The organism is Stenotrophomonas sp. FR010, assembly GCF_047520755.2.
In the GTDB taxonomy this organism is placed as follows: Bacteria; Pseudomonadota; Gammaproteobacteria; order Xanthomonadales; family Xanthomonadaceae; genus Stenotrophomonas; species Stenotrophomonas sepilia.
Genome location: NZ_JAXBQT020000006.1, coordinates 87,409 through 104,443, shown reverse-complemented (window position 1 = coordinate 104,443; position 17,035 = coordinate 87,409). Strand labels below are relative to the sequence as shown.

Annotated in this window: 16 protein-coding genes; 14 read left to right on the top strand and 2 right to left on the bottom strand. The window is 67.3% G+C overall.

What is annotated here, in order from left to right; translation table 11 throughout:
• Positions 1–392 precede the first annotated feature (392 nt).
• From ACM0PK_RS07480 to ACM0PK_RS07420, 13 genes are all read left to right on the top strand, one after another.
• Positions 393–806 (top strand): YciI family protein, encoded by a 414-nt coding sequence (locus ACM0PK_RS07480; RefSeq protein ID WP_032953878.1) that lies wholly within the window; start codon positions 393–395, stop codon positions 804–806.
• A gap of 67 nt (positions 807–873) precedes the next feature.
• Complete coding sequence (locus ACM0PK_RS07475; RefSeq protein WP_061478615.1) at positions 874–1,296, top strand: VOC family protein; 423 nt, start codon at positions 874–876, stop codon at positions 1,294–1,296.
• Between the two features lie 33 nt (positions 1,297–1,329).
• Entirely contained in the window at positions 1,330–1,740 is a 411-nt protein-coding gene (locus tag ACM0PK_RS07470) for a VOC family protein (protein ID WP_005415091.1), read from the top strand.
• 22 nt (positions 1,741–1,762) lie between these two features.
• Complete coding sequence (locus ACM0PK_RS07465; RefSeq protein ID WP_032128771.1) at positions 1,763–2,119, top strand: DUF1428 domain-containing protein; 357 nt, start codon at positions 1,763–1,765, stop codon at positions 2,117–2,119.
• 45 nt (positions 2,120–2,164) lie between these two features.
• Positions 2,165–3,427 carry an RNA polymerase sigma factor gene (locus tag ACM0PK_RS07460; protein WP_414606979.1) on the top strand — a complete coding sequence of 421 codons (1,263 nt, stop codon included), beginning with the start codon at positions 2,165–2,167 and terminating at the stop codon, positions 3,425–3,427.
• Positions 3,428–3,533: 106 nt separating this feature from the next.
• Positions 3,534–4,730 (top strand): hypothetical protein, encoded by a 1,197-nt coding sequence (locus ACM0PK_RS07455; protein ID WP_414606978.1) that lies wholly within the window; start codon positions 3,534–3,536, stop codon positions 4,728–4,730.
• Positions 4,721–5,821: a hypothetical protein gene (locus ACM0PK_RS07450; RefSeq protein ID WP_061478618.1), complete on the top strand. Its 1,101-nt coding sequence runs from the start codon at positions 4,721–4,723 to the stop codon at positions 5,819–5,821. Before ACM0PK_RS07455 ends, ACM0PK_RS07450 begins: the two co-directional genes overlap by 10 nt.
• A 100-nt stretch (positions 5,822–5,921) precedes the next feature.
• Complete coding sequence (locus tag ACM0PK_RS07445; protein WP_005415096.1) at positions 5,922–6,599, top strand: hypothetical protein; 678 nt, start codon at positions 5,922–5,924, stop codon at positions 6,597–6,599.
• Positions 6,600–6,615: 16 nt separating this feature from the next.
• Positions 6,616–8,271: a CsgG/HfaB family protein gene (locus ACM0PK_RS07440; RefSeq protein ID WP_414606977.1), complete on the top strand. Its 1,656-nt coding sequence runs from the start codon at positions 6,616–6,618 to the stop codon at positions 8,269–8,271.
• Positions 8,272–8,619: 348 nt separating this feature from the next.
• Positions 8,620–10,269 (top strand): M28 family metallopeptidase, encoded by a 1,650-nt coding sequence (locus ACM0PK_RS07435; RefSeq protein ID WP_072167722.1) that lies wholly within the window; start codon positions 8,620–8,622, stop codon positions 10,267–10,269.
• Between the two features lie 188 nt (positions 10,270–10,457).
• On the top strand, positions 10,458–11,717 hold the full coding sequence (locus tag ACM0PK_RS07430; RefSeq protein ID WP_414606976.1) for a sensor histidine kinase: 1,260 nt from the start codon (positions 10,458–10,460) through the stop codon (positions 11,715–11,717).
• Positions 11,707–12,477, top strand: coding sequence for a LytR/AlgR family response regulator transcription factor (locus tag ACM0PK_RS07425; RefSeq protein WP_414606975.1), 771 nt, complete (start codon positions 11,707–11,709; stop codon positions 12,475–12,477). The genes ACM0PK_RS07430 and ACM0PK_RS07425 overlap by 11 nt, the downstream gene beginning before the upstream one ends.
• A 34-nt stretch (positions 12,478–12,511) precedes the next feature.
• Positions 12,512–12,856, top strand: coding sequence for a hypothetical protein (locus ACM0PK_RS07420; RefSeq protein WP_061478652.1), 345 nt, complete (start codon positions 12,512–12,514; stop codon positions 12,854–12,856).
• A 39-nt stretch (positions 12,857–12,895) separates the two neighbouring features.
• On the opposite strand, the gene ACM0PK_RS07415 is transcribed toward ACM0PK_RS07420, so the two are convergent.
• Entirely contained in the window at positions 12,896–13,510 is a 615-nt protein-coding gene (locus ACM0PK_RS07415) for a hypothetical protein (protein WP_005415104.1), read from the bottom strand.
• Positions 13,511–13,819: 309 nt separating this feature from the next.
• On the opposite strand from ACM0PK_RS07415, the gene ACM0PK_RS07410 reads away from it, so the two are divergent.
• Complete coding sequence (locus ACM0PK_RS07410; protein WP_072167724.1) at positions 13,820–14,749, top strand: oxygenase MpaB family protein; 930 nt, start codon at positions 13,820–13,822, stop codon at positions 14,747–14,749.
• A 108-nt stretch (positions 14,750–14,857) separates the two neighbouring features.
• Here ACM0PK_RS07410 and ACM0PK_RS07405 read toward each other — a convergent pair whose 3' ends face one another.
• Complete coding sequence (locus ACM0PK_RS07405; protein WP_414606974.1) at positions 14,858–16,969, bottom strand: M13 family metallopeptidase; 2,112 nt, start codon at positions 16,967–16,969, stop codon at positions 14,858–14,860.
• Between the last annotated feature and the right edge of the window lie 66 nt (positions 16,970–17,035).

The following is a 17,035-nucleotide window of genomic DNA, read 5'->3' as shown; positions in this document are numbered from 1 at the left end:
TCGCTCGCAAAGCCGAGCCCGCCAGCCAACCGCCATTGCTGTTGCTGTTGCCTTTTCTCTTGGTCTTCCCGTGGTGGGTACCGGAGGCAGGAAACTGTCCAGGGCCGGGTGGGTAGGCGGGGCGGGGGTATCCGCGCCATGGATGGCGCGGCTAAGCCCCCATGGATGGCTTTACGGCGTCCCCCGACCCGCCTACCCACCCGGCCAAACCCATGAACCGAGCTTTCAGCGACTCCCCCCCACCACGGAGGGGCTCCGCCGTTCGCCGACTCCCGCCGAAGGCGTGCTTTCCGCGGAAGAAAAAAAATTTCCAACAGACGTGTCGATTCCCAGTCCCCTGGTTCGTTGTACCCAGTGAAGGGCACGCACCACGCGTCCCACGGGAGACCAAAATGAAAGTGATGGTGATCGTGAAGGCCAACGCCGACTCCGAAGCCGGCCGCATGCCCAGCGAACAGGAACTGTCCGAAATGGGCGCCTTCAACGAACAACTGGTGGCCGCCGGCATCATGCTGGCCGGTGAAGGCCTGCACGCCACCCAGCGCGGCCGTCGCATTCATTTCGGCGCCGGGGCACCCAAGGTCGAGGCCGGTCCGTTCGGTCCTGCCAGCGAACAGATCGCCGGCTTCTGGCTGTGGGAGGTGCGGTCGCTGGACGAGGCCGTTGAATGGGCCAGCCGTGCGCCGTTCGGCGAGGGCGGCACGCTGGAACTGCGTCCCCTGATCTCCGCAGAAGACTTTGGTGAAGCCTTCACCCCCGAATTACAGCAGCAGGAACAGCGTCTGCGTGCACAGCTGGAAGGCTGACCCGATTCCTCTCCCAACCGGGCACGCCCCGGCACTACCACCCTGAACCGCACAACGGAGTATTGCCATGAGACTGATTCCCTTCCTCGGCTTCAGCGGCCAGGCCCACGAGGCAATGGCGTTCTATGCCAAGGCACTCGGTGGCCAGGTCACCTCGGAAATGAAGTACCGCGACATGCCGCCCTCCGATGGCTCGCCGGGCTGCAACGAAATGCCGCCGGAAACCCTCGACCACGTCGCGCACAGCCAGCTCGAGATCGGCAACGCCATCCTGATGGCAGCCGACGGCCCCGGCGGCGGCGAGGGCGGCTCGACCACCATCAATGTCGATGTCGACAGCATCGAAGAAGCCGAACGCGTGTTCGCCGCGCTGGCCGAAGGTGGCCAGGTACAGATGCCGATCGGCGAAACGTTCTGGGCACATCGCTGGGGCATGCTGATCGACCGTTACGGCAAGCCGTGGATGGTCAACTGCATGAAGCAGCCCTGATCCCGCCTCTGTCATCCACAAGGAGCTTCAACGATGAGTGCACCACAACCGCAGATGATCTTCGTCAACCTGCCCGTGCAGGACCTGGAGAAGTCGAAGGCGTTCTTCACCGCGCTGGGCTACAGCTTCAATCCGACCTACACCAACGACGACGCGGCCGGCATGGTCATCAGCGAAAGCATCTACGTGATGCTGCTGACCCAGCCCTTTTTCCAGCAGTTCACCAACAAGCCGATTGCCGACGCGCACACCCACACCGAAGTGATCAACGCACTCTCGGCACCCAGTCGCAAGGCCGTTGACGAGTTGGTGGACAAGGCCCTGGCCGCCGGCGCCAGCGAACCGCAGCCGGCGCGCGACTACGGCTTCATGTACCAGCGTGGCTTCCAGGACCTGGACGGCCATCTCTGGGAGATCGCACACATGGACGGCGAGCCGGGCTGACGGCCGCCGCAGGAGAACCCGCATGGCTTACGTGGACGCTTACGTGCTGCCGTGCCCGCAGGACAAGGTGGCGGCCTACCGCCGCCTTGCCCGCAAGGCCGGCGCGGTGTGGAAGGACCATGGCGCGCTGCAGTACATGGAATGCGTGGCCGACGATGTGGAGCCGGGCAAGAGCACCTCGTTCCCGCGCGCGGTCAAGGCGAAACCGGGCGAGACGGTGATCGTCGCCTTCGTGGTGTTCCGCTCGCGCGCGGCACGCGACCGCATCAACGCAAAGGTGATGGCCGACCCGCGACTGGCGTCGCTGGGCCCGAAGGACATGCCCTTCGATACGAAGCGCATGTTCTGGGGCGGCTTCAAGCCGATTGTTGAAGCGTGAGCTGCGGCGCTTGTGCGGGCCGGGCGCGCGTGCTGTGATCGGCGCATGCTCGAGCCCGCACTGACGCAGCGTCTGGAAACCCTCTGGCGGATGGAGTCGCCAGTGCTGATCGCGCGCCTGGCGCGGCTGCTCGGTGGCGATGTCGGCCGTGCCGAGGAACTGGCCCAGGACACCTGGCTGGCCGCGCTGGAGCGTTGGCCGGAGCAGGGCATCCCGGACAACCCCGGAGCCTGGCTGATGACCACCGCGCGCAACCGTGCCATCGATGTGCTGCGCCAGCACCAACGCGTGGCGCAGCAGCACGCGCAATGGGGCGAGGAACTGCATCCGGCGGCGCTGCCGGCACCCGATGACAGCCAGGCGCTGGAGGATGACCTGGGCGACGACCTGCTGCGGCTGATGTTCGTGGCCTGCCATCCCGTGCTGCCGGCCGATGCGCGCGTGGCGCTCACCCTGCGCCTGCTCGGTGGCCTGACCACCGTGGAGATCGCGCGCGCGTTCCTGCAGCCGGAACCGACCATCGCCCAGCGCATCGTGCGCGCCAAGCGCACCCTGACGCAGAAGCAGGTGCCCTATGAAGTGCCGCGCGCGGAGGCGATGCCGGAGCGCCTGGCCTCGGTGCTGGAGGCGATCTACCTGGTGTTCAACGAAGGCTATGCGGCCAGCGCCGGCGACGACTGGATGCGCCCGGCGCTGTGCGAGGAAGCGCTGCGGCTGGCCCGCATCCTGGCCCATCGGTTGCCGGTGCCGCCGGTACTGGGCCTGCTGGCGCTGATGGAGCTGCAGGCCTCGCGCGCAGCGGCGCGGGTGGACGCGCAGGGCGTGCCGGTGCTGCTGGACCAGCAGAACCGCGCACGCTGGGATTGGCTGCAGATCGAACGTGGGCAGCAGGTGCTGGCGCGTGCGCTGGCCGCGGGTGGTGGCAACGATCCCTACGTGCTGCAGGCGCGCATTGCGGCCTGCCATGCAGCGGCGCGCCGCCCCGAGGATACCGATTGGCCGCGCATTGCTGCGCTCTATGCACAGCTTCTGCAGGTGCAGCCTTCGCCAGTGGTGGCATTGAACCGGGTGGTGGCGATCCTGCGCAGCGACGGTCCCTTTGCCGCCTGGGCGCAGCTGCAGCCCTTGCTGGTCGACGCGCGCCTGCGTGACTACGCGCCGCTGCAGGTGGTGCGTGGCGAGCTGTTGCAGGCACTGGGGCGCGAGCAGGATGCGCGTGACGCTTTTGGCGAGGCGGCTCGGCTCAGCCAGAACCAGGCCGAGCGCGGACTGTTGCGGCAACGGGCGGGCCTGCCCCCCACGGACTGAGCCGACAAGGACAGCACTTGTCGCCGCGCGCCTTAGCGGCTATGTTTCGCGCCCAGCGGACGCATCAGCGCCCGCATTCCGTGCGTATTGACCGAGGAGCGGTTGGATGTATTCAAGGACGAAGAGCGCATCGCGCGCTTTTGCGCGCCTGCTTGCCTGTGCCCTGTGCCTGGCCGTATGGCCGATGGCCGTGCAGGCCGCGGACAAATCGCAGCAGGCCTATTGGGCCGGTTTTGCCTATACCGCTGACGCCGCCGCCGTGCAGGCGACCACCCCACATGCGCATGCGGTGCTGGAACGGCGTGGCCTGATCCCGCTGAACCAGACGCTGGCGCAGTCGCTCAAGCGCCGCGCACCGGCCCATCTGGAGCTGATCGACCAGCCGGTGGCGATGCTCGACGGCACCACCAGCGCCACCGTGCTGGCCGCGGCGCTGGACCGCGAACTGGTCTCGGTCGAGCCGATCGGCGACCAGTACAAGGTGCTGGTGGAAGTGGCGCTGCAGGCGTTGTTCTTCGACTTCCGCGAGCGCCAGGTGATCGCGTCCTATCCGCTGACCCTGCAGCGCATCGACGTGCAGGATTACCGACCGGACAACGACGATATCGACGCGATCGTCGCCGATCTGCTGTATGGCGGCGCCGATACCAGCCTGTCGCAGGTGCTGGCGGCCAGCCTCGCCCAAGCCAGGTTGCCCGACGCGGCGGTGCGCCGTCTGCAGGTCGGTGGTGTAACCCTGTCCGACGCGGTCCGCGCCAAGCTGCCCGACCCGAAGTGGGAAGCGCCGCTGCGCGCCACCCTCGCCCATGAACTGTCCAAGACGCTGTCGTCCAACACCGGCGTCGGGCTGCTGCCGCCGGCCTCGGGCCAGGCGATCGGTGGCGCGATGGCTGCCCGCTTTGCCGACGGCAAGGTCTACCAGCTGAAGATTCCCGAGCCCGACTACGTCATCAACCTGCAGGTCGATGCGCTGAAGAACGGCGTGATCCAGGAAACCCCGGCGATGAAGACGATGCTGTTCGGCGCCTTCTTCACCGCCAGGGTGACTGAGCCGTTCTCGGGGAAGGTCTATTTCGAACAGCCGCTGCGCAAGGGCGCCACCAAGGTGGTGCCGGCCACGCAGTGGCAGGTCGACCAGTGGTCGGCCAGCTACGAAACCCTGCTGGCCGGGCTCGACGCCTTCGCCGGCGCCGCCGCCAAGCGTGCCGATTCGCGCGCCTGGCTGGACGAACAGAAGCCGGGCGGCCGCCCGTTGCAACAGCAGACCCAAGCCCTCCAGGAGTTGATCAAGTCATGTCGTTGATGCGTACCATCCTGCTCATCCTCATCGCGCTGGTGGTGGCCTCGCCGGTCGCTGCGCAGACCGCGAGTTCGCGCGGCACCGGCTCGGCCAGCTACGGCCTGCGCCTGAGTGCCGATACCCGTGCCCAGGCCCTGAACAAGGCCAAGGTCAATGCCCTGGAGGCGTACATCGCCGAAACCGGTGCGGCCAAGCTGCGCCTGTTCGAAGCGCGTCGCGCCGAGTTCATCGGCGAGATCGACCGCTACGTGCTCAGTGCCGTGCCGCTGTCGGACACCGAAGACAAGAAGGCCAAGACCTACACCGTCACCGTCCGTGCCGAGATCAACACCACCCTGCTGCAGACCAAGCTGGATGCGGGTTCGGCCGTGGCCGGTGCCACCGCCGCGCAGCGCTCGCTGCTGACCTTCCTGTTCATGGCGCGCTCGCAGGACACCGTGCAGTCGTTCCAGGACAAGGAATACCGCCGCGTCGACGCCAGCAGCAGCTACAGCGAGAACACCCGTGAGGGTGACAGCTTCCGCGGCAACTCGGTCAGCACCAACGGCAGCATCAACCAGAATGGTTCGGTGTCGGTCACCAGCGGCGGCAGCACCACCGCGCGCGCAGACAACATCACCTGGAAGGTGGCCAACGCCGCCGAGGTCAACACCGCGATGACCGGGGCCTTCAGCGCCGCCGGCTACGAAGTGGTTGAAGCCGAATACGTGGAAGGCGAGTCGCGTGGCCTGCTCAGCATCGAGCGCATCCGCAAGGACTTCAGCACCGGCAACGACCTGGCCCCGGCCACCCTGCGCGACACCGCCAACGGCATCCGTGCGGCCAACATTCCGTACATCGCCGTCGGCACCCTCGACATCGGCATGCGCGACCGTGATCCGGCCAGTGGCAACACCCGCGTGTTCGTCACCGTCACCGGCAAGGTGCTGGATGTGACCGGTCGTTTCCCGCGCACCGTGTCGTCGGTCGGCCCGGTGCAGTTCTCCGGTACCGGCCCGAATGAAACCGTGGCCCGTACCAATGCCCTGCAGCTGGCTGCCGAAAAGGCCGCCCAGCAGATGATCAACGAACTGAACGTCAAGGCGGTCCGCTGATCCGCCACCCCGGTGGGTGCCGAGCGCGCTCGGCCTCGCCCCGGGGCTCACCGATTCCCCACGTGCCGCTTGGCGGCCGTCTCTCCCAAAGGACTCTCACATGATCCGCAATACCGCTCTTGTCCTGGCCATCGCGGCCGCCACCCTGTCGATGCCGGCGCACGCTGGCCTGGGCAAGCTGAAGGACCTGGCCGGCGCCGCCACCGGTACCTCCAGCAGCAGCGCCTCCAGCGCCGCCGCACCGGATGAAGCCGCGCAGGAAGCACTGGTGCGTCGTTTCGTCAGCTCGCAGTCGCACTCGCTGCAGGCCCAGACCTCGTTCGCCCGTGCCTTCGGCCTGGCCGAGCAGGTGCAGCTGCTGGAAGCCGAGCGCCAGGCGCTGTCGTCGGGTTCGGTCAGCGTCGATGCGATGAAGAAGTCGGTGTCGGTCAGCGAAGCCGCCCAGGCCGCGATCGACGAGCGCCAGGCCGCGCAGCCGGAGCTGAACGCTGAATCCAAGCAGCACTACGCCGAAGGCCTGGTCTCGCTGCTGGCGTCGGCTGCCGAAGCGCAGAAGCTGGGCGGCGAAGCCAGCAACTTCACCGCCGGCATGAAGAACCTGGGCGCCACCCAGATGGCCACCGTCGGCCGCAAGCTGGCTGCCGGTGCATGGGTGGCCAAGGAATCGCCGGGCTTCATCCAGGGCCTGTACGGCTCGACCAAGTCGGCCGTGACCTTCGCCAAGAAGAGCAAGGTGAAGGTGCCGTCGAACGCCGATTCGATGCTCGACTCGATCTGATCCGAGGATCAACCCCATGCGTACGACCTCCCGTTTGATCGGCCTGGGCCTGGCTGCCGTGCTGCTTGCAGCCTGCGGCAAGCAGGACACCCCGGCCGCCGATGCGCCCACACCCGCCAAGGACAAGGCAACCAGTGCACTGGCCAGCAATGCGCCGGTGGAAGCCGCGCCCCTGCGTGGCACGCCGGATTTCGGCGGCACCACCCAGGTCGCGCGCGAGGCCGACGGCATCGGCAGCACCCCGGAACTGGCGGTGCTGGCGGCGCTGCAGTCGGCGGTGGCGCAGGTCAACGGCGTACGCGTGGCCAGCCAGATGCAGAGCCTGCGCGCAGGCCTGCATGTGGACGTGGATGATGAACACGTCGGCGATATCCGCGCCGACGCGTTCACCCAGCAGATGATCGCCGGCTCGCAGGGCGCGGTGCTGGGCTATGAAATCCTGTCGCAGGACGAAGTGCGGCAGCTGGACGAGGAAACCATCGCCCGCGTGCGCGCCAGCGATGAAGGCTGGAGCTTCAAGGGTTCGGCCTCTGCCAGCGCCTCTGGCGAAGCCACGGCCAAGGGCGGCGGTGCCTCGGCCAGTGTCAAGGAGCGCTACGACGAGAAGGTCAGCGTCGATGCCAAGCGTGGCGCAAGCTCGTTCGATTCCGACGTGACCCACCGCAGCATGCGCAGCTACTGGAAGGTACGCGTGCGTGCCCAGATCGCCCAGTACCGCGCACCGGACGAGCAGGGCAAGCCGAAGATCGTGGTTGCACTGCCGCGCACCAAGGCCGGCAGCTACGCCGTGGGCGACGGCCGCGTGGACGCGGACGAAGTGGCCGACGCGATCCGCGCACGCCTGTCCGACACGCTGACCCAGACCCAGCGCTTCATCGTGCTGGATCGCGAGTTCGGTGACGAGCTGCAGGCCGAGATCGACCACATCAACAGCGGCAACGTGCGCCTGCAGGACACCGCACGCGTCGGCCAGCAGCTGGCGACCGACCTGATCCTGATCCCGACCATCGAACGCTTCGAGTACCCGCGCAGCGTGCGCAACCTGCGCATGTCCGACCGTCAGGTGACCTCGTACTCCGGTGGCGGCCGCATCACCCTGCGCCTGGTCAACGCCACCACCGGCCAGGTGGTGATGTCCGACAGCTTCGACCACCAGTTGGCCTCGACCGGCCCGAGCACGCTGCCGCGTGTGGTGAACGGCCGCAACATGGCCGCGGCGATGATGGAATCGCTGTCCGGCCAGATCGGCACCAGCATCGTCACCACGCTGTTCCCGGTATCGGTGGTGTCGGTGGACGGTGACCAGGTGGTGCTGAGCCAGGGCGGTGACACCGTGCAGGCCGGCCAGCGCTGGCAGGCCGTGCGCCTGGGCGAGGAACTGAAGGACCCACAGACTGGCCGTTCGCTGGGCCGCAGCGAACACCCGTGCTGCACCATCCGCATCGACCGCGTGGCTGCGCAGACCTCGTACGGCACCATCGAAGATGGCGTTGACGCGATGCGCGGCGGCTTCCGTCCGGGCCAGATCGAACTGCGCCAGAAGCTGGGCAGCAAGCCGGCTGCCGCCGCTGCTGGCGCAACGGCCTCGGCAGCACCGGCTACCGCCGCGCGCCCGGTGGCCAAGCCGAAGCCCAAACCTGCTGCCGCCCCGGCCGAAGACCCGAACTGGTAACACGCCCAAGCGACACACAGATGGGGTCAGAGCCCTTTCCTGCCGGGAAAGGGATCTGACCCCTTCTTGTTTCCGTCCGTGTCGACCATGGTCGACACCCACCAACAGCAGCGGGAACCTGTCGAAGGCGGGGTGGGTCCGGTTGCGGGGGCGTGAGCCGCATGGATGCGGCGACCGAGCCTACATGGACGTATTTACGGCGTCCCCCGCAGCCGGACCCACCCCGCCTACCCTCAGGAAACCAGCTTTTGCTGTTGCTTCGGCTGTTGCCGTTGTTTCGGCAGGCGCAGGGCGCAGCCCTGCCGAATCCCATTACACTCCAGAAGGATTTCCCTGCTGGAGAGAGCAATGAAACGAGTGGTACTGGGCGTGCTGGCCCTGTCGGTGTCGAGCGCACTGATGGCGGCCACCCCGAAATTCGATGGCGCGCGGATCTCCGCCGACGTCAAGGAACTGGCCTCCGACGCCTACGAAGGCCGCTCGCCGGCCACCGCTGGCGAAGAGAAGACCATCGCCTATCTCAGCAAGCAGTTCGCCGATGCCGGGCTGCAGCCGGGCGGCGACCTGAAGGACGGCAAGCGCCTGTGGACCCAGGCCGTGCCGCTGCGCAAGGGCGACATCGTCGGCACACCGCAGCTGGCGCTGCACCAGGGCGGCAAGACCGTTGCGCTGGAGCAGGGCAAGCAGATTGCCGTGCGCGCCGCCATGAACGGCGCCAGCAACGTCGACATCAGCAAGGCCCCGCTGGTGTTCCTCGGCTATGGCGTGAAAGCGCCGGAGCGCAACTGGGACGACTTCAAGGGCGTAGACCTGAAGGGCAAGATCGCCGTCGTACTGATCAACGATCCGGACTTCGAGACCGGCCAGGGTGATTTCGACGGCAAGGGCATGACCTACTACGGCCGCTGGACCTACAAGTACGAGGAAGGCGCGCGCCAGGGAGCACTGGGCGTGCTGATCGTGCACGAGACCGCACCGGCCTCCTATGGCTGGGCCACCGTGGCCGGTTCCAACACCAACACCATGTTCGACGTGGTGCGCGACAACCCGGCCGAAAGCCACCCGCTGCTGGAAGGCTGGATCCAGCGCGACCTAGCGGTGGAGCTGTTCCGCTCCGCCGGGCAGGACTTCGAGGCGCTGAAGAAGAAGGCGCAGCAGCGCGACTTCACCCCGGTGCCGCTGACCGGCGCCAGCCTGGACGCGAAGTACGCGGTGAAGACCGAAGTGATCACCTCGCACAACGTGGCCGCACGCCTGGAAGGCAGCCGCCACCCGGACGAGACGATCATCTACAGCGCGCACTGGGACCACATCGGCGTGGGCGAGCCGGACGCGCGTGGCGACCGCATCTTCAACGGCGCACTGGACAACGCCAGCGGTACCGCCTCGCTGATCGAGCTTGCCCGTGGCTTCGCCAAGGAAAAGCGCCCGGAGCGCTCGCTGCTGTTCCTGGCGGTCACCGCCGAGGAAAAGGGCCTGCTGGGGTCGGAGTACTACGCCACCCATCCGCTGTACCCGCTGGAAAAGACCGTGGCGGTGATCAACATGGACGGCATGGCGCCGTTCGGCCCGTCGCGTGACTTCGGCATCTACGGCGCCGCGCGTTTCGAGCTGCTGGACCAGCTGAAGGACGTGGCCAAGGGCTGGGATATCCGCTACACGCCGGACCCGAAGCCGGAAGCGGGCCTGTTCTTCCGCTCCGATCACTTCCCGTTCGCCAAGCGTGGCGTGCCGGCGCTGTCCTGGTCGGCCGGCCAGGACTGGGTGGACGGTGGCGTCGCCGCAGGCAAGAAAGCCTCCGAGGACTACACCGCCAAGCGTTACCACCAGCAGGGCGACGAATGGCAGCCGGACTGGGTGTTCGCCGGTGCCGCCCGCGACCTGGAAGTGCTGTACACGCTGGGCAACCAGCTGGCCAACTCCCGTGCCTGGCCGAACTGGAGCAAGGACGAGTCGTTCCGCGCCGTGCGTGACGCCAGCGCCGGCCAGCGCAAGTAAGAAGCACCGGTAGTGCCGGCCGCTGGCCGGCACTGCTGCCAGGTTTGCGGACATAACGGGATGCCGGCCAGCGGCCGGCACTACCAGAACGGCTTCCATCCGCACTTTCCGGCTCTTCGTCGCAGGCCGCTTGCTTGCCCGGCCGGCCGCCCTATGCTCGGCTCACCCCCTTCCTCCAAGGCGCCGCCGTGTTCGCCAGCCTCTCACTCCTGTTCCGTCACCTGCTGGCCTGGGCTGCGGCGCTGTTCGTCGCTGGCATGGTCTGGAGCGGCATCTTCAGTGGCATGAACGATGGCCCGGGCTGGATTTTCGGCCTGCTGGCGATGTTCCTGATCATTTCCGCGCTGGGCAGTGCCATCACCCACATCCGCCGGGTCTGGCTGGTGGCCGGTCGCCTGGACGCCACCACCCTGTCCGGTCGCCAGCGCCGCCAGATCGAACTGCCGATGGACGCCGGCCACGCCTTCTCGGTGGTGGAGGCGGCAATCTCCGAACTACCCCGCGTGGAAGACGTGGAAAGCTCGGCCGGCAGCCTGCAGGTGCGCGCCTATGTGCGCCGGGTCGATCTCTGGAATGGCCGCCAGCCATCGCGCTGGAACCTGCCTGCGCGGCTGGCGATCAAGCGCAACAGCGTGCTGGCAACGGTCACGCCGGGGCAGGGCACCAGCACCGTTACCCTGCTGTTCGAACCCGATGCCGGCTGGTGGGCCGACCTGCTGGCGCTGGACGAGGGCAGCAACTTCGAGAACGCTGAAGCAGTCACCCGTGCGATCAGTCGCCGCGTCGCCGACCAGCGCCGCGACGAACAGGCTGCGGCCGAACAGACCCAGGTGGAAAAGGAACTGTCGGTGGCGCGGCTGAACCTGCTGCATGCGCAGGTGGAACCGCACTTCCTCTACAACACGCTGGCCAACGCGCAGGTATTGACCCGCACCGACCCGGCACGGGCCGAGCAGATGCTCGGCCACCTGATCCAGTACCTGCGCAGCTCGTTGCCACAGGTGGACGAATCGGTGTCCACGCTGGGCGTGGAGCTGGAACGCACCCGCGCCTACCTGGAGATCCTGCGCATCCGCATGGGCGCACGGCTGGCGGTGGAAGTGCAGGTGCCCAGCGAACTGCATGGCGTGCACCTGCCGGCGATGGCGCTGCAGACGCTGGTGGAAAACGCGATCAAGCATGGCCTTGAACCCAAGCCCGGCGGCGGCACGATCTGGATCCTGGCGCGCGGCTTCGATGACCACGTGACGGTGACCGTGGCCGACGATGGGCTCGGCTTCGGCCAGGGCACCAGTGGTACCGGCATCGGCCTGAAGAACCTGCGCGAGCGCCTGCGCCTGACCTGTGGTGAGCAGGCCGGCGTGGCGATCGTCGCCAACTTCCCCAGTGGCGTGGCAGCGACCATGACCCTGCCGCAGTCGCACAAGGAGCGCAGCCATGTCGCTTGAGGCACTGATCGCTGAAGACGAAGAACTGCTGCGGCAGTCGCTGGTGGAGCAACTTCGCCGGCTGTGGCCGGACCTGAAGCTGGTGGCCGAGTGCGAGGACGGCGCCAGCGCGCTGGAGCAGCTGGCCGAGAAGCAGCCGGACATCGCCTTTCTCGATATCCGCATGCCTGGCATCAGCGGCATCGAGGTGGCACGCTCGCTGTCCGAGCTGAGCCCGCGCACCCAGGTAGTGTTCGTCACCGCCTACGACCAGTACGCCATCGATGCGTTCGAGCAGGGCGCGATGGATTACCTGTTGAAGCCGGTCAGCGACGAGCGCCTGCTGGCCACCCGCGAACGCATCCTGTCGCGGCTGCCATCGACGCGCCAGGACGATGCCGTGCTCGAGCGCCTGCTGCAGCGGCTGGGCCCGTCGCAGGGCGCGGCCGAGCGCCCGCCACTGGCCTGGATCACCGCCAGCAACGGGCGCGAGACGCAGCTGATCATGCTGGAAGACGTGGCGTACTTCCGCGCGGACAACAAGTACACCACCGTGGTCACCGCCAGCGGCGAAAGCCTGCTGCGCACGCCATTGCGCGAGCTGCTGGAAGTGCTTGATGCGCAGCACTTCCGCCAGATCCATCGTTCGACCATCGTCAACATGAAGGCAGTGGCGGCGGTCAGCCGCGACGATACCGGGCGCGGCGTGCTGCGCCTGCGCGGGCGGACGGAGACGCTGGTGGTCAGCCAGCCGTTCATGAGCCTGTTCCGCGGCATGTAGCCGCAGCCGCATCCCCCTGCACCGAGGAATGAACATGTCCCGTCTGCTGATTGCGTGCGTGGCCGTGCTGGCATTGGCCGGCTGCGAAAAATCCCGCAACACCTCGATCACCCGCACCCATGCCAATGGCGTGGACACGCTGTACAGCAAGAGTACGGTGGTCGATGGCGAGGCGCGCTTCCAGTGCATTGCCAGCAGCAGTGGCCACTGCCATTACCTGGTGCTGGACCCAGCGTGCAGCACCGATGCCGCGTGCACTACACCGCCGCTGCGCCGGTTCGCCGTTGCAGCAGGCAAGACTGAGGCCATGCGTGGGCTACCCGACGGCTTCCGCCAGTGCGTCAGCCAGGACCCGATGGAACACTGCCACCGTGAGTGATCACGGTGGCAGTGTGGGTCCCCCCGCTTCCCTGAAGGCTCAGTAGGCAGGTTGCAGTGTCAGGTCGTGATGGTGCTCGGTCTCGCCCACATGGTTGAGGCGGCCGACCAGTTCGGAGTGCTGCTTCATCCGGCCGATCTCGGTCATGATGCGGATGTCCTCGTGGCGCAGTTCGCGCTTGGCGGTGACCGCCTGCTTGTAGTCCAGCACTTCCGGATAGTGCTCGGCCAGGTCCAGCGCCTCGGCCACGTGCTCCACGCTGTCGGCCTTGGAACTGATGCGGGCGCGGCTGTTGAACGCCTTCATCCAGCGCTCGAAGCCGGCCTGCTGATCGAACATGTTGGCCATGAACCAGATCACGAACAGGATCGACACCCACGAGCCGAACACGATCACCACGCGGGTGAAGGTGATATGGAAGTCGTCGCGCCACAGGTAGTTGGCGATCAGGCCCAGGATCAGCAGCGAGGCCGCCTGCCAGCCGACGATCGAGGCGATCAGCCACTGGCACTTGGCCTGGGCCAGCACAGCCACTTCATCGCGGATCTGCTGCTCGCTGAGGTTGCGCCAGTGCGCCACCTGTTTGTCGAACGGGCTGCTGTAGAGCTCGTTGTCGCGAAGCAGAATTCCCAAACCCTTGAACAAGGCAATCATGGCTGGCTCCTTGTGGAACGTGCGTCGATCAGCATTGGACGGTGTGGCGGATCCAGTTCTAGCACTTCCAGCGAGCCGTGCAATGGGGGCAATGCCAAGCGGCGCAAGGGTTTGACCGGTGGGAGTGAAAATTGATGCGATGCAGCATCGCAGTCACGGCCTGCGACAGGATGTCGCAGGGTGAAACGTGCTGCGGCCGCACATGAAACCGTCGCTGAGCGGGGAGGCTCGCCGCCGGAGGCGTGATCGCCGAGAATCGGAGCCAACCGCGCAAGACGCGACTGTTCTTCCGCCTCTCCTGGACCTGTGATGCCGGCCTTGCTGCAGCGACTCTCCCGCCCCGTCACGGCGCCGATCCGACGCTGGGTACTGGACGCCTTCCCGCGCGGCCAGAGTGGTATCGACTACGACCATCCGCAGGGCGATCCGGGCTGGTTCGGCCCGGACAGCGTCACCTGGCGGCTGCACGCCGAATTTCCCTCGATGCTCGCCGGTGGCCTGTGCGCGCTGATGCTGCAGACCCTGCACCCACGCGCGCTGGCCGGGGTCTATGACCACTCCAATTTCCGCCAGGACCTGGTGGGTCGGCTGCGCCGCACCACCGCCTTCGTTGCCGGCACCAGCTATGCGCCCAGCGGCGAGGTGGAGGCGCTGGTGGCCAGGGTGCGCCGCATCCATGCGCAGATCCGCGGCCAGACCGCGCAGGGCGAGCCCTACGCCGCCGACGATCCGCAGTTGCTGACCTGGGTGCACGTGACCGAAGCCTTCGGTTTCCTGCAGGGGTTCCGACGCTACGGGCGCGAGGTGCCGGCGCACATCGCCGATCGCTATTACGACGAGTACCGTTGCGTGGCCGAGGCACTGGGCGCGGTGGATGTGCCGCGCAGCGAAGCGGAAGTGGCGGCGTACTTCTGTGCACGTCAGCCGGAGCTGCGTGTGGATGAGCGCTCGCGCGAGGTGCTGGAGGTGCTGTCCGGGGTGCGCCTGCCGGTACCGGTGCCGGGCCTGTCGCGCGAGGTGTTCCTCGGTGCGGGTGCGGCGCTGCTGCCGGACTGGGCCGAAGGCATGCTTGCACGCAGTGGCCGTCAGCGCGCCCAGGCTGCGGCGTCTGCGAAGCTGATGCAGGGCATGGCGCCGCTGTTCCGCCGTGCGCTGCCCGACGGCCTCGCCAGCCGCGCCTGTGCACGCATGGGCGCGCCGGTGGAGATCCTGCGCGAGTGGCCCGCGGTTGCCTGGTAGGTGCCAACCTTGGTTGGCACGCTTTTCGCGGTGCCGCGGAAGCGCCAACCAAGGTTGGCAGCTACCCGCAAGTGAAACGGGCGCCTTGCGGCGCCCGTTCCGGTTACATCACCACACCTTGACCCGCTTGTCCGGGGCCAGGTACAGCTTCTGGCCTTCCTTCACCTCGAACGCCGGGTACCAGGCGTCGATGTTGCGCACGGTCAGTGCGCGGAACTGGCCCGGTGCATGCACATCGGTCAGCAGCGAGTTGCGCAGCGCCTGCTCGCGGCTCTTGCTGCGCCACGCCTGGGCGAAGCCGAGGAAGAAGCGCTGGTCCGGGGTAAAGCCTTCCAGGGCCTGGCCCGGCTTGCCCTGCAGCGACAGCTGGTAGGCATCGTAGGCGGTGCCCAGGCCGGCCACGTCAGCGATGTTCTCGCCCAGGGTCAGCTTGCCGTTCACATGCACGCCGGGGAACGGCTCGTAGCTGCTGAACTGCGCGGCCAGCGCATCACCGGCGGCGTTGAACTGCTTCAGGTCCTCGGCGGTCCACCAGTTGTGCAGCTTGCCGGTTTCATCGAACAGCGCACCGGCGTTGTCGAAGCCATGGCTGATCTCGTGGCCGATCACCGCGCCGATCGCACCGTAGTTCACCGCGTCGTCGGCGGCGCCGTCGAAGAACGGCGGCTGCAGGATCGCGGCCGGGAACACCAGGCGATTCTCCAGCGGTACGTTCATCGCGTTGATGGTCTGCGGCAGCATCGCCCACTCGCTGTGGTCGACCGGCTTGCCCAGCTTGGCGATGTTGCGCTGGTACTCGAACAGCTCGGCGCGCTGCGCATTGCCCAGCGGGTCATCACGGCGGATCTCAAGGCCAGTGTAGTCGCGCCACTTTTCCGGATAGCCCATGCCCACGGTCAGGCCGGCCACCTTCGCCTTGGCGCTCGCCTTGGTCTGCGGCGACATCCACGACAGCGCGTCGATGCGCTTGGCGAAGGCGGCAATGATGTTCTTTGCCATCTCGTCCGCGCGTTCCTTGGTCTTCGCGTCGAAGTGCTTCTCGACATAGCGCTTGCCGATCGCTTCGCCGACGGCATGGTTGGCATCGTCCACGGCGCGCTTCCAGCGGTCGCTCTGCTGCGGCGTGCCGCTCAGCGCGGTGCCATGGAAGGCGAAGCGGGCATCGGCGAACTTCTTCGGCAGGTAGGCGGCGGCACGGTTCAGCGCGTGGAAGGCCAGGTAGTCCTTCCACACCTCCAGTGGCTCGGTGGCGACCAGCCTGGACAGGCCGGCCACGGCCTTGGGCTGCCACACGATGAAGTCCTGCTGCTTGCCCAGCGCGGCCGCGTCGAGGAAGGCGTTCCAGTCCATGCCGGGCGCCTTGGCATTGAAGTCGGCCTGGGTCCACGGATTGGCACCCTTGGTCACATCATTGGTTTCTTCCTGGGTGGCATGCGCCTGCGCGATCTTCGTTTCCAGTGCCAGGATGCGCTGCGCCTTGCCGGCCGGGTCGGCCACACCGGCCAGCTGCAGCATCTGCGCGATGTAGGCCTGGTACTGCTTGCGCAGCTCGGCCATGCGGCCGCCGCCCAGGTAGAAATCGCGGTCGGGCATGCCCAGCCCGCCCTGCACCAGGTACGGCGCGGTGCGGTCCGGCTGCAGCAGGTCCACCGACACCCACAGGCCGAACAGGCGGTCGGTGTAGAAGTTGGTGGCATTGAGCAGGTCGACGTCGGCGCGCAGGTCGCCGCCCAGGGCACGGGCCAGCCCGGCCTTGTCGGCGATCGCATCGATCGCCTTCAGCTGCGGCTGCACCGGCGCCAGACCGCGCTGCTCGATGCCAGCCTCATCCATGTAGGCGGCGTAGTAATCGCCGATCAGCTTGTCGTCACCGCTGGCCTTGGTGTTGCCGGCCGCCCCTTCAAGGATGGCGCGGGTATCGGCCAGGGTCTTCTCGGCAATGACGTTGAAGCTGCCGAAGCGCGAGCGGTCGGCCGGAATCTCGGTGTTCTTCACCCAGGTGCCATTGGCGAAGCCGAAGAAGTCGTCGCCGGCGGCGATGCTGCGATCCATGCCGCTGGCATCGAAGCCGAAACTGCCCAGCATCGGCTTGGCCGCAGCGGGGGCGGCATCGGCCGGCGCGGTGGCACCGGCGGCCGGTTCGGCCGGGCGGTCACAGGCGGCCAGGGACAGGCTGGCAACGATGGCCAGCGCCAGGGTGGGACGGCGCAGCTTGGACATGGACTTCTCTTGCAGCGGAAAACCCCAAGTCTAATCCGCTCCGGCGCCACTGGCCGCGTCCTTGCG

Bases quoted from the DNA above. Each gene is read 5' to 3' on its own strand.
- ACM0PK_RS07480 (WP_032953878.1), top strand. From the start codon at position 393: ATGAAAGTGATGGTGATCGTGAAGGCCAACGCCGACTCCGAAGCCGGC.
- ACM0PK_RS07475 (WP_061478615.1), top strand. From the start codon at position 874: ATGAGACTGATTCCCTTCCTCGGCTTCAGCGGCCAGGCCCACGAGGCA.
- ACM0PK_RS07470 (WP_005415091.1), top strand. From the start codon at position 1,330: ATGAGTGCACCACAACCGCAGATGATCTTCGTCAACCTGCCCGTGCAG.
- ACM0PK_RS07465 (WP_032128771.1), top strand. From the start codon at position 1,763: ATGGCTTACGTGGACGCTTACGTGCTGCCGTGCCCGCAGGACAAGGTG.
- ACM0PK_RS07460 (WP_414606979.1), top strand. From the start codon at position 2,165: ATGCTCGAGCCCGCACTGACGCAGCGTCTGGAAACCCTCTGGCGGATG.
- ACM0PK_RS07455 (WP_414606978.1), top strand. From the start codon at position 3,534: ATGTATTCAAGGACGAAGAGCGCATCGCGCGCTTTTGCGCGCCTGCTT.
- ACM0PK_RS07450 (WP_061478618.1), top strand. From the start codon at position 4,721: ATGTCGTTGATGCGTACCATCCTGCTCATCCTCATCGCGCTGGTGGTG.
- ACM0PK_RS07445 (WP_005415096.1), top strand. From the start codon at position 5,922: ATGATCCGCAATACCGCTCTTGTCCTGGCCATCGCGGCCGCCACCCTG.
- ACM0PK_RS07440 (WP_414606977.1), top strand. From the start codon at position 6,616: ATGCGTACGACCTCCCGTTTGATCGGCCTGGGCCTGGCTGCCGTGCTG.
- ACM0PK_RS07435 (WP_072167722.1), top strand. From the start codon at position 8,620: ATGAAACGAGTGGTACTGGGCGTGCTGGCCCTGTCGGTGTCGAGCGCA.
- ACM0PK_RS07425 (WP_414606975.1), top strand. From the start codon at position 11,707: ATGTCGCTTGAGGCACTGATCGCTGAAGACGAAGAACTGCTGCGGCAG.
- ACM0PK_RS07420 (WP_061478652.1), top strand. From the start codon at position 12,512: ATGTCCCGTCTGCTGATTGCGTGCGTGGCCGTGCTGGCATTGGCCGGC.
- ACM0PK_RS07415 (WP_005415104.1), bottom strand. From the start codon at position 13,510: ATGATTGCCTTGTTCAAGGGTTTGGGAATTCTGCTTCGCGACAACGAG.
- ACM0PK_RS07410 (WP_072167724.1), top strand. From the start codon at position 13,820: ATGCCGGCCTTGCTGCAGCGACTCTCCCGCCCCGTCACGGCGCCGATC.
- ACM0PK_RS07405 (WP_414606974.1), bottom strand. From the start codon at position 16,969: ATGTCCAAGCTGCGCCGTCCCACCCTGGCGCTGGCCATCGTTGCCAGC.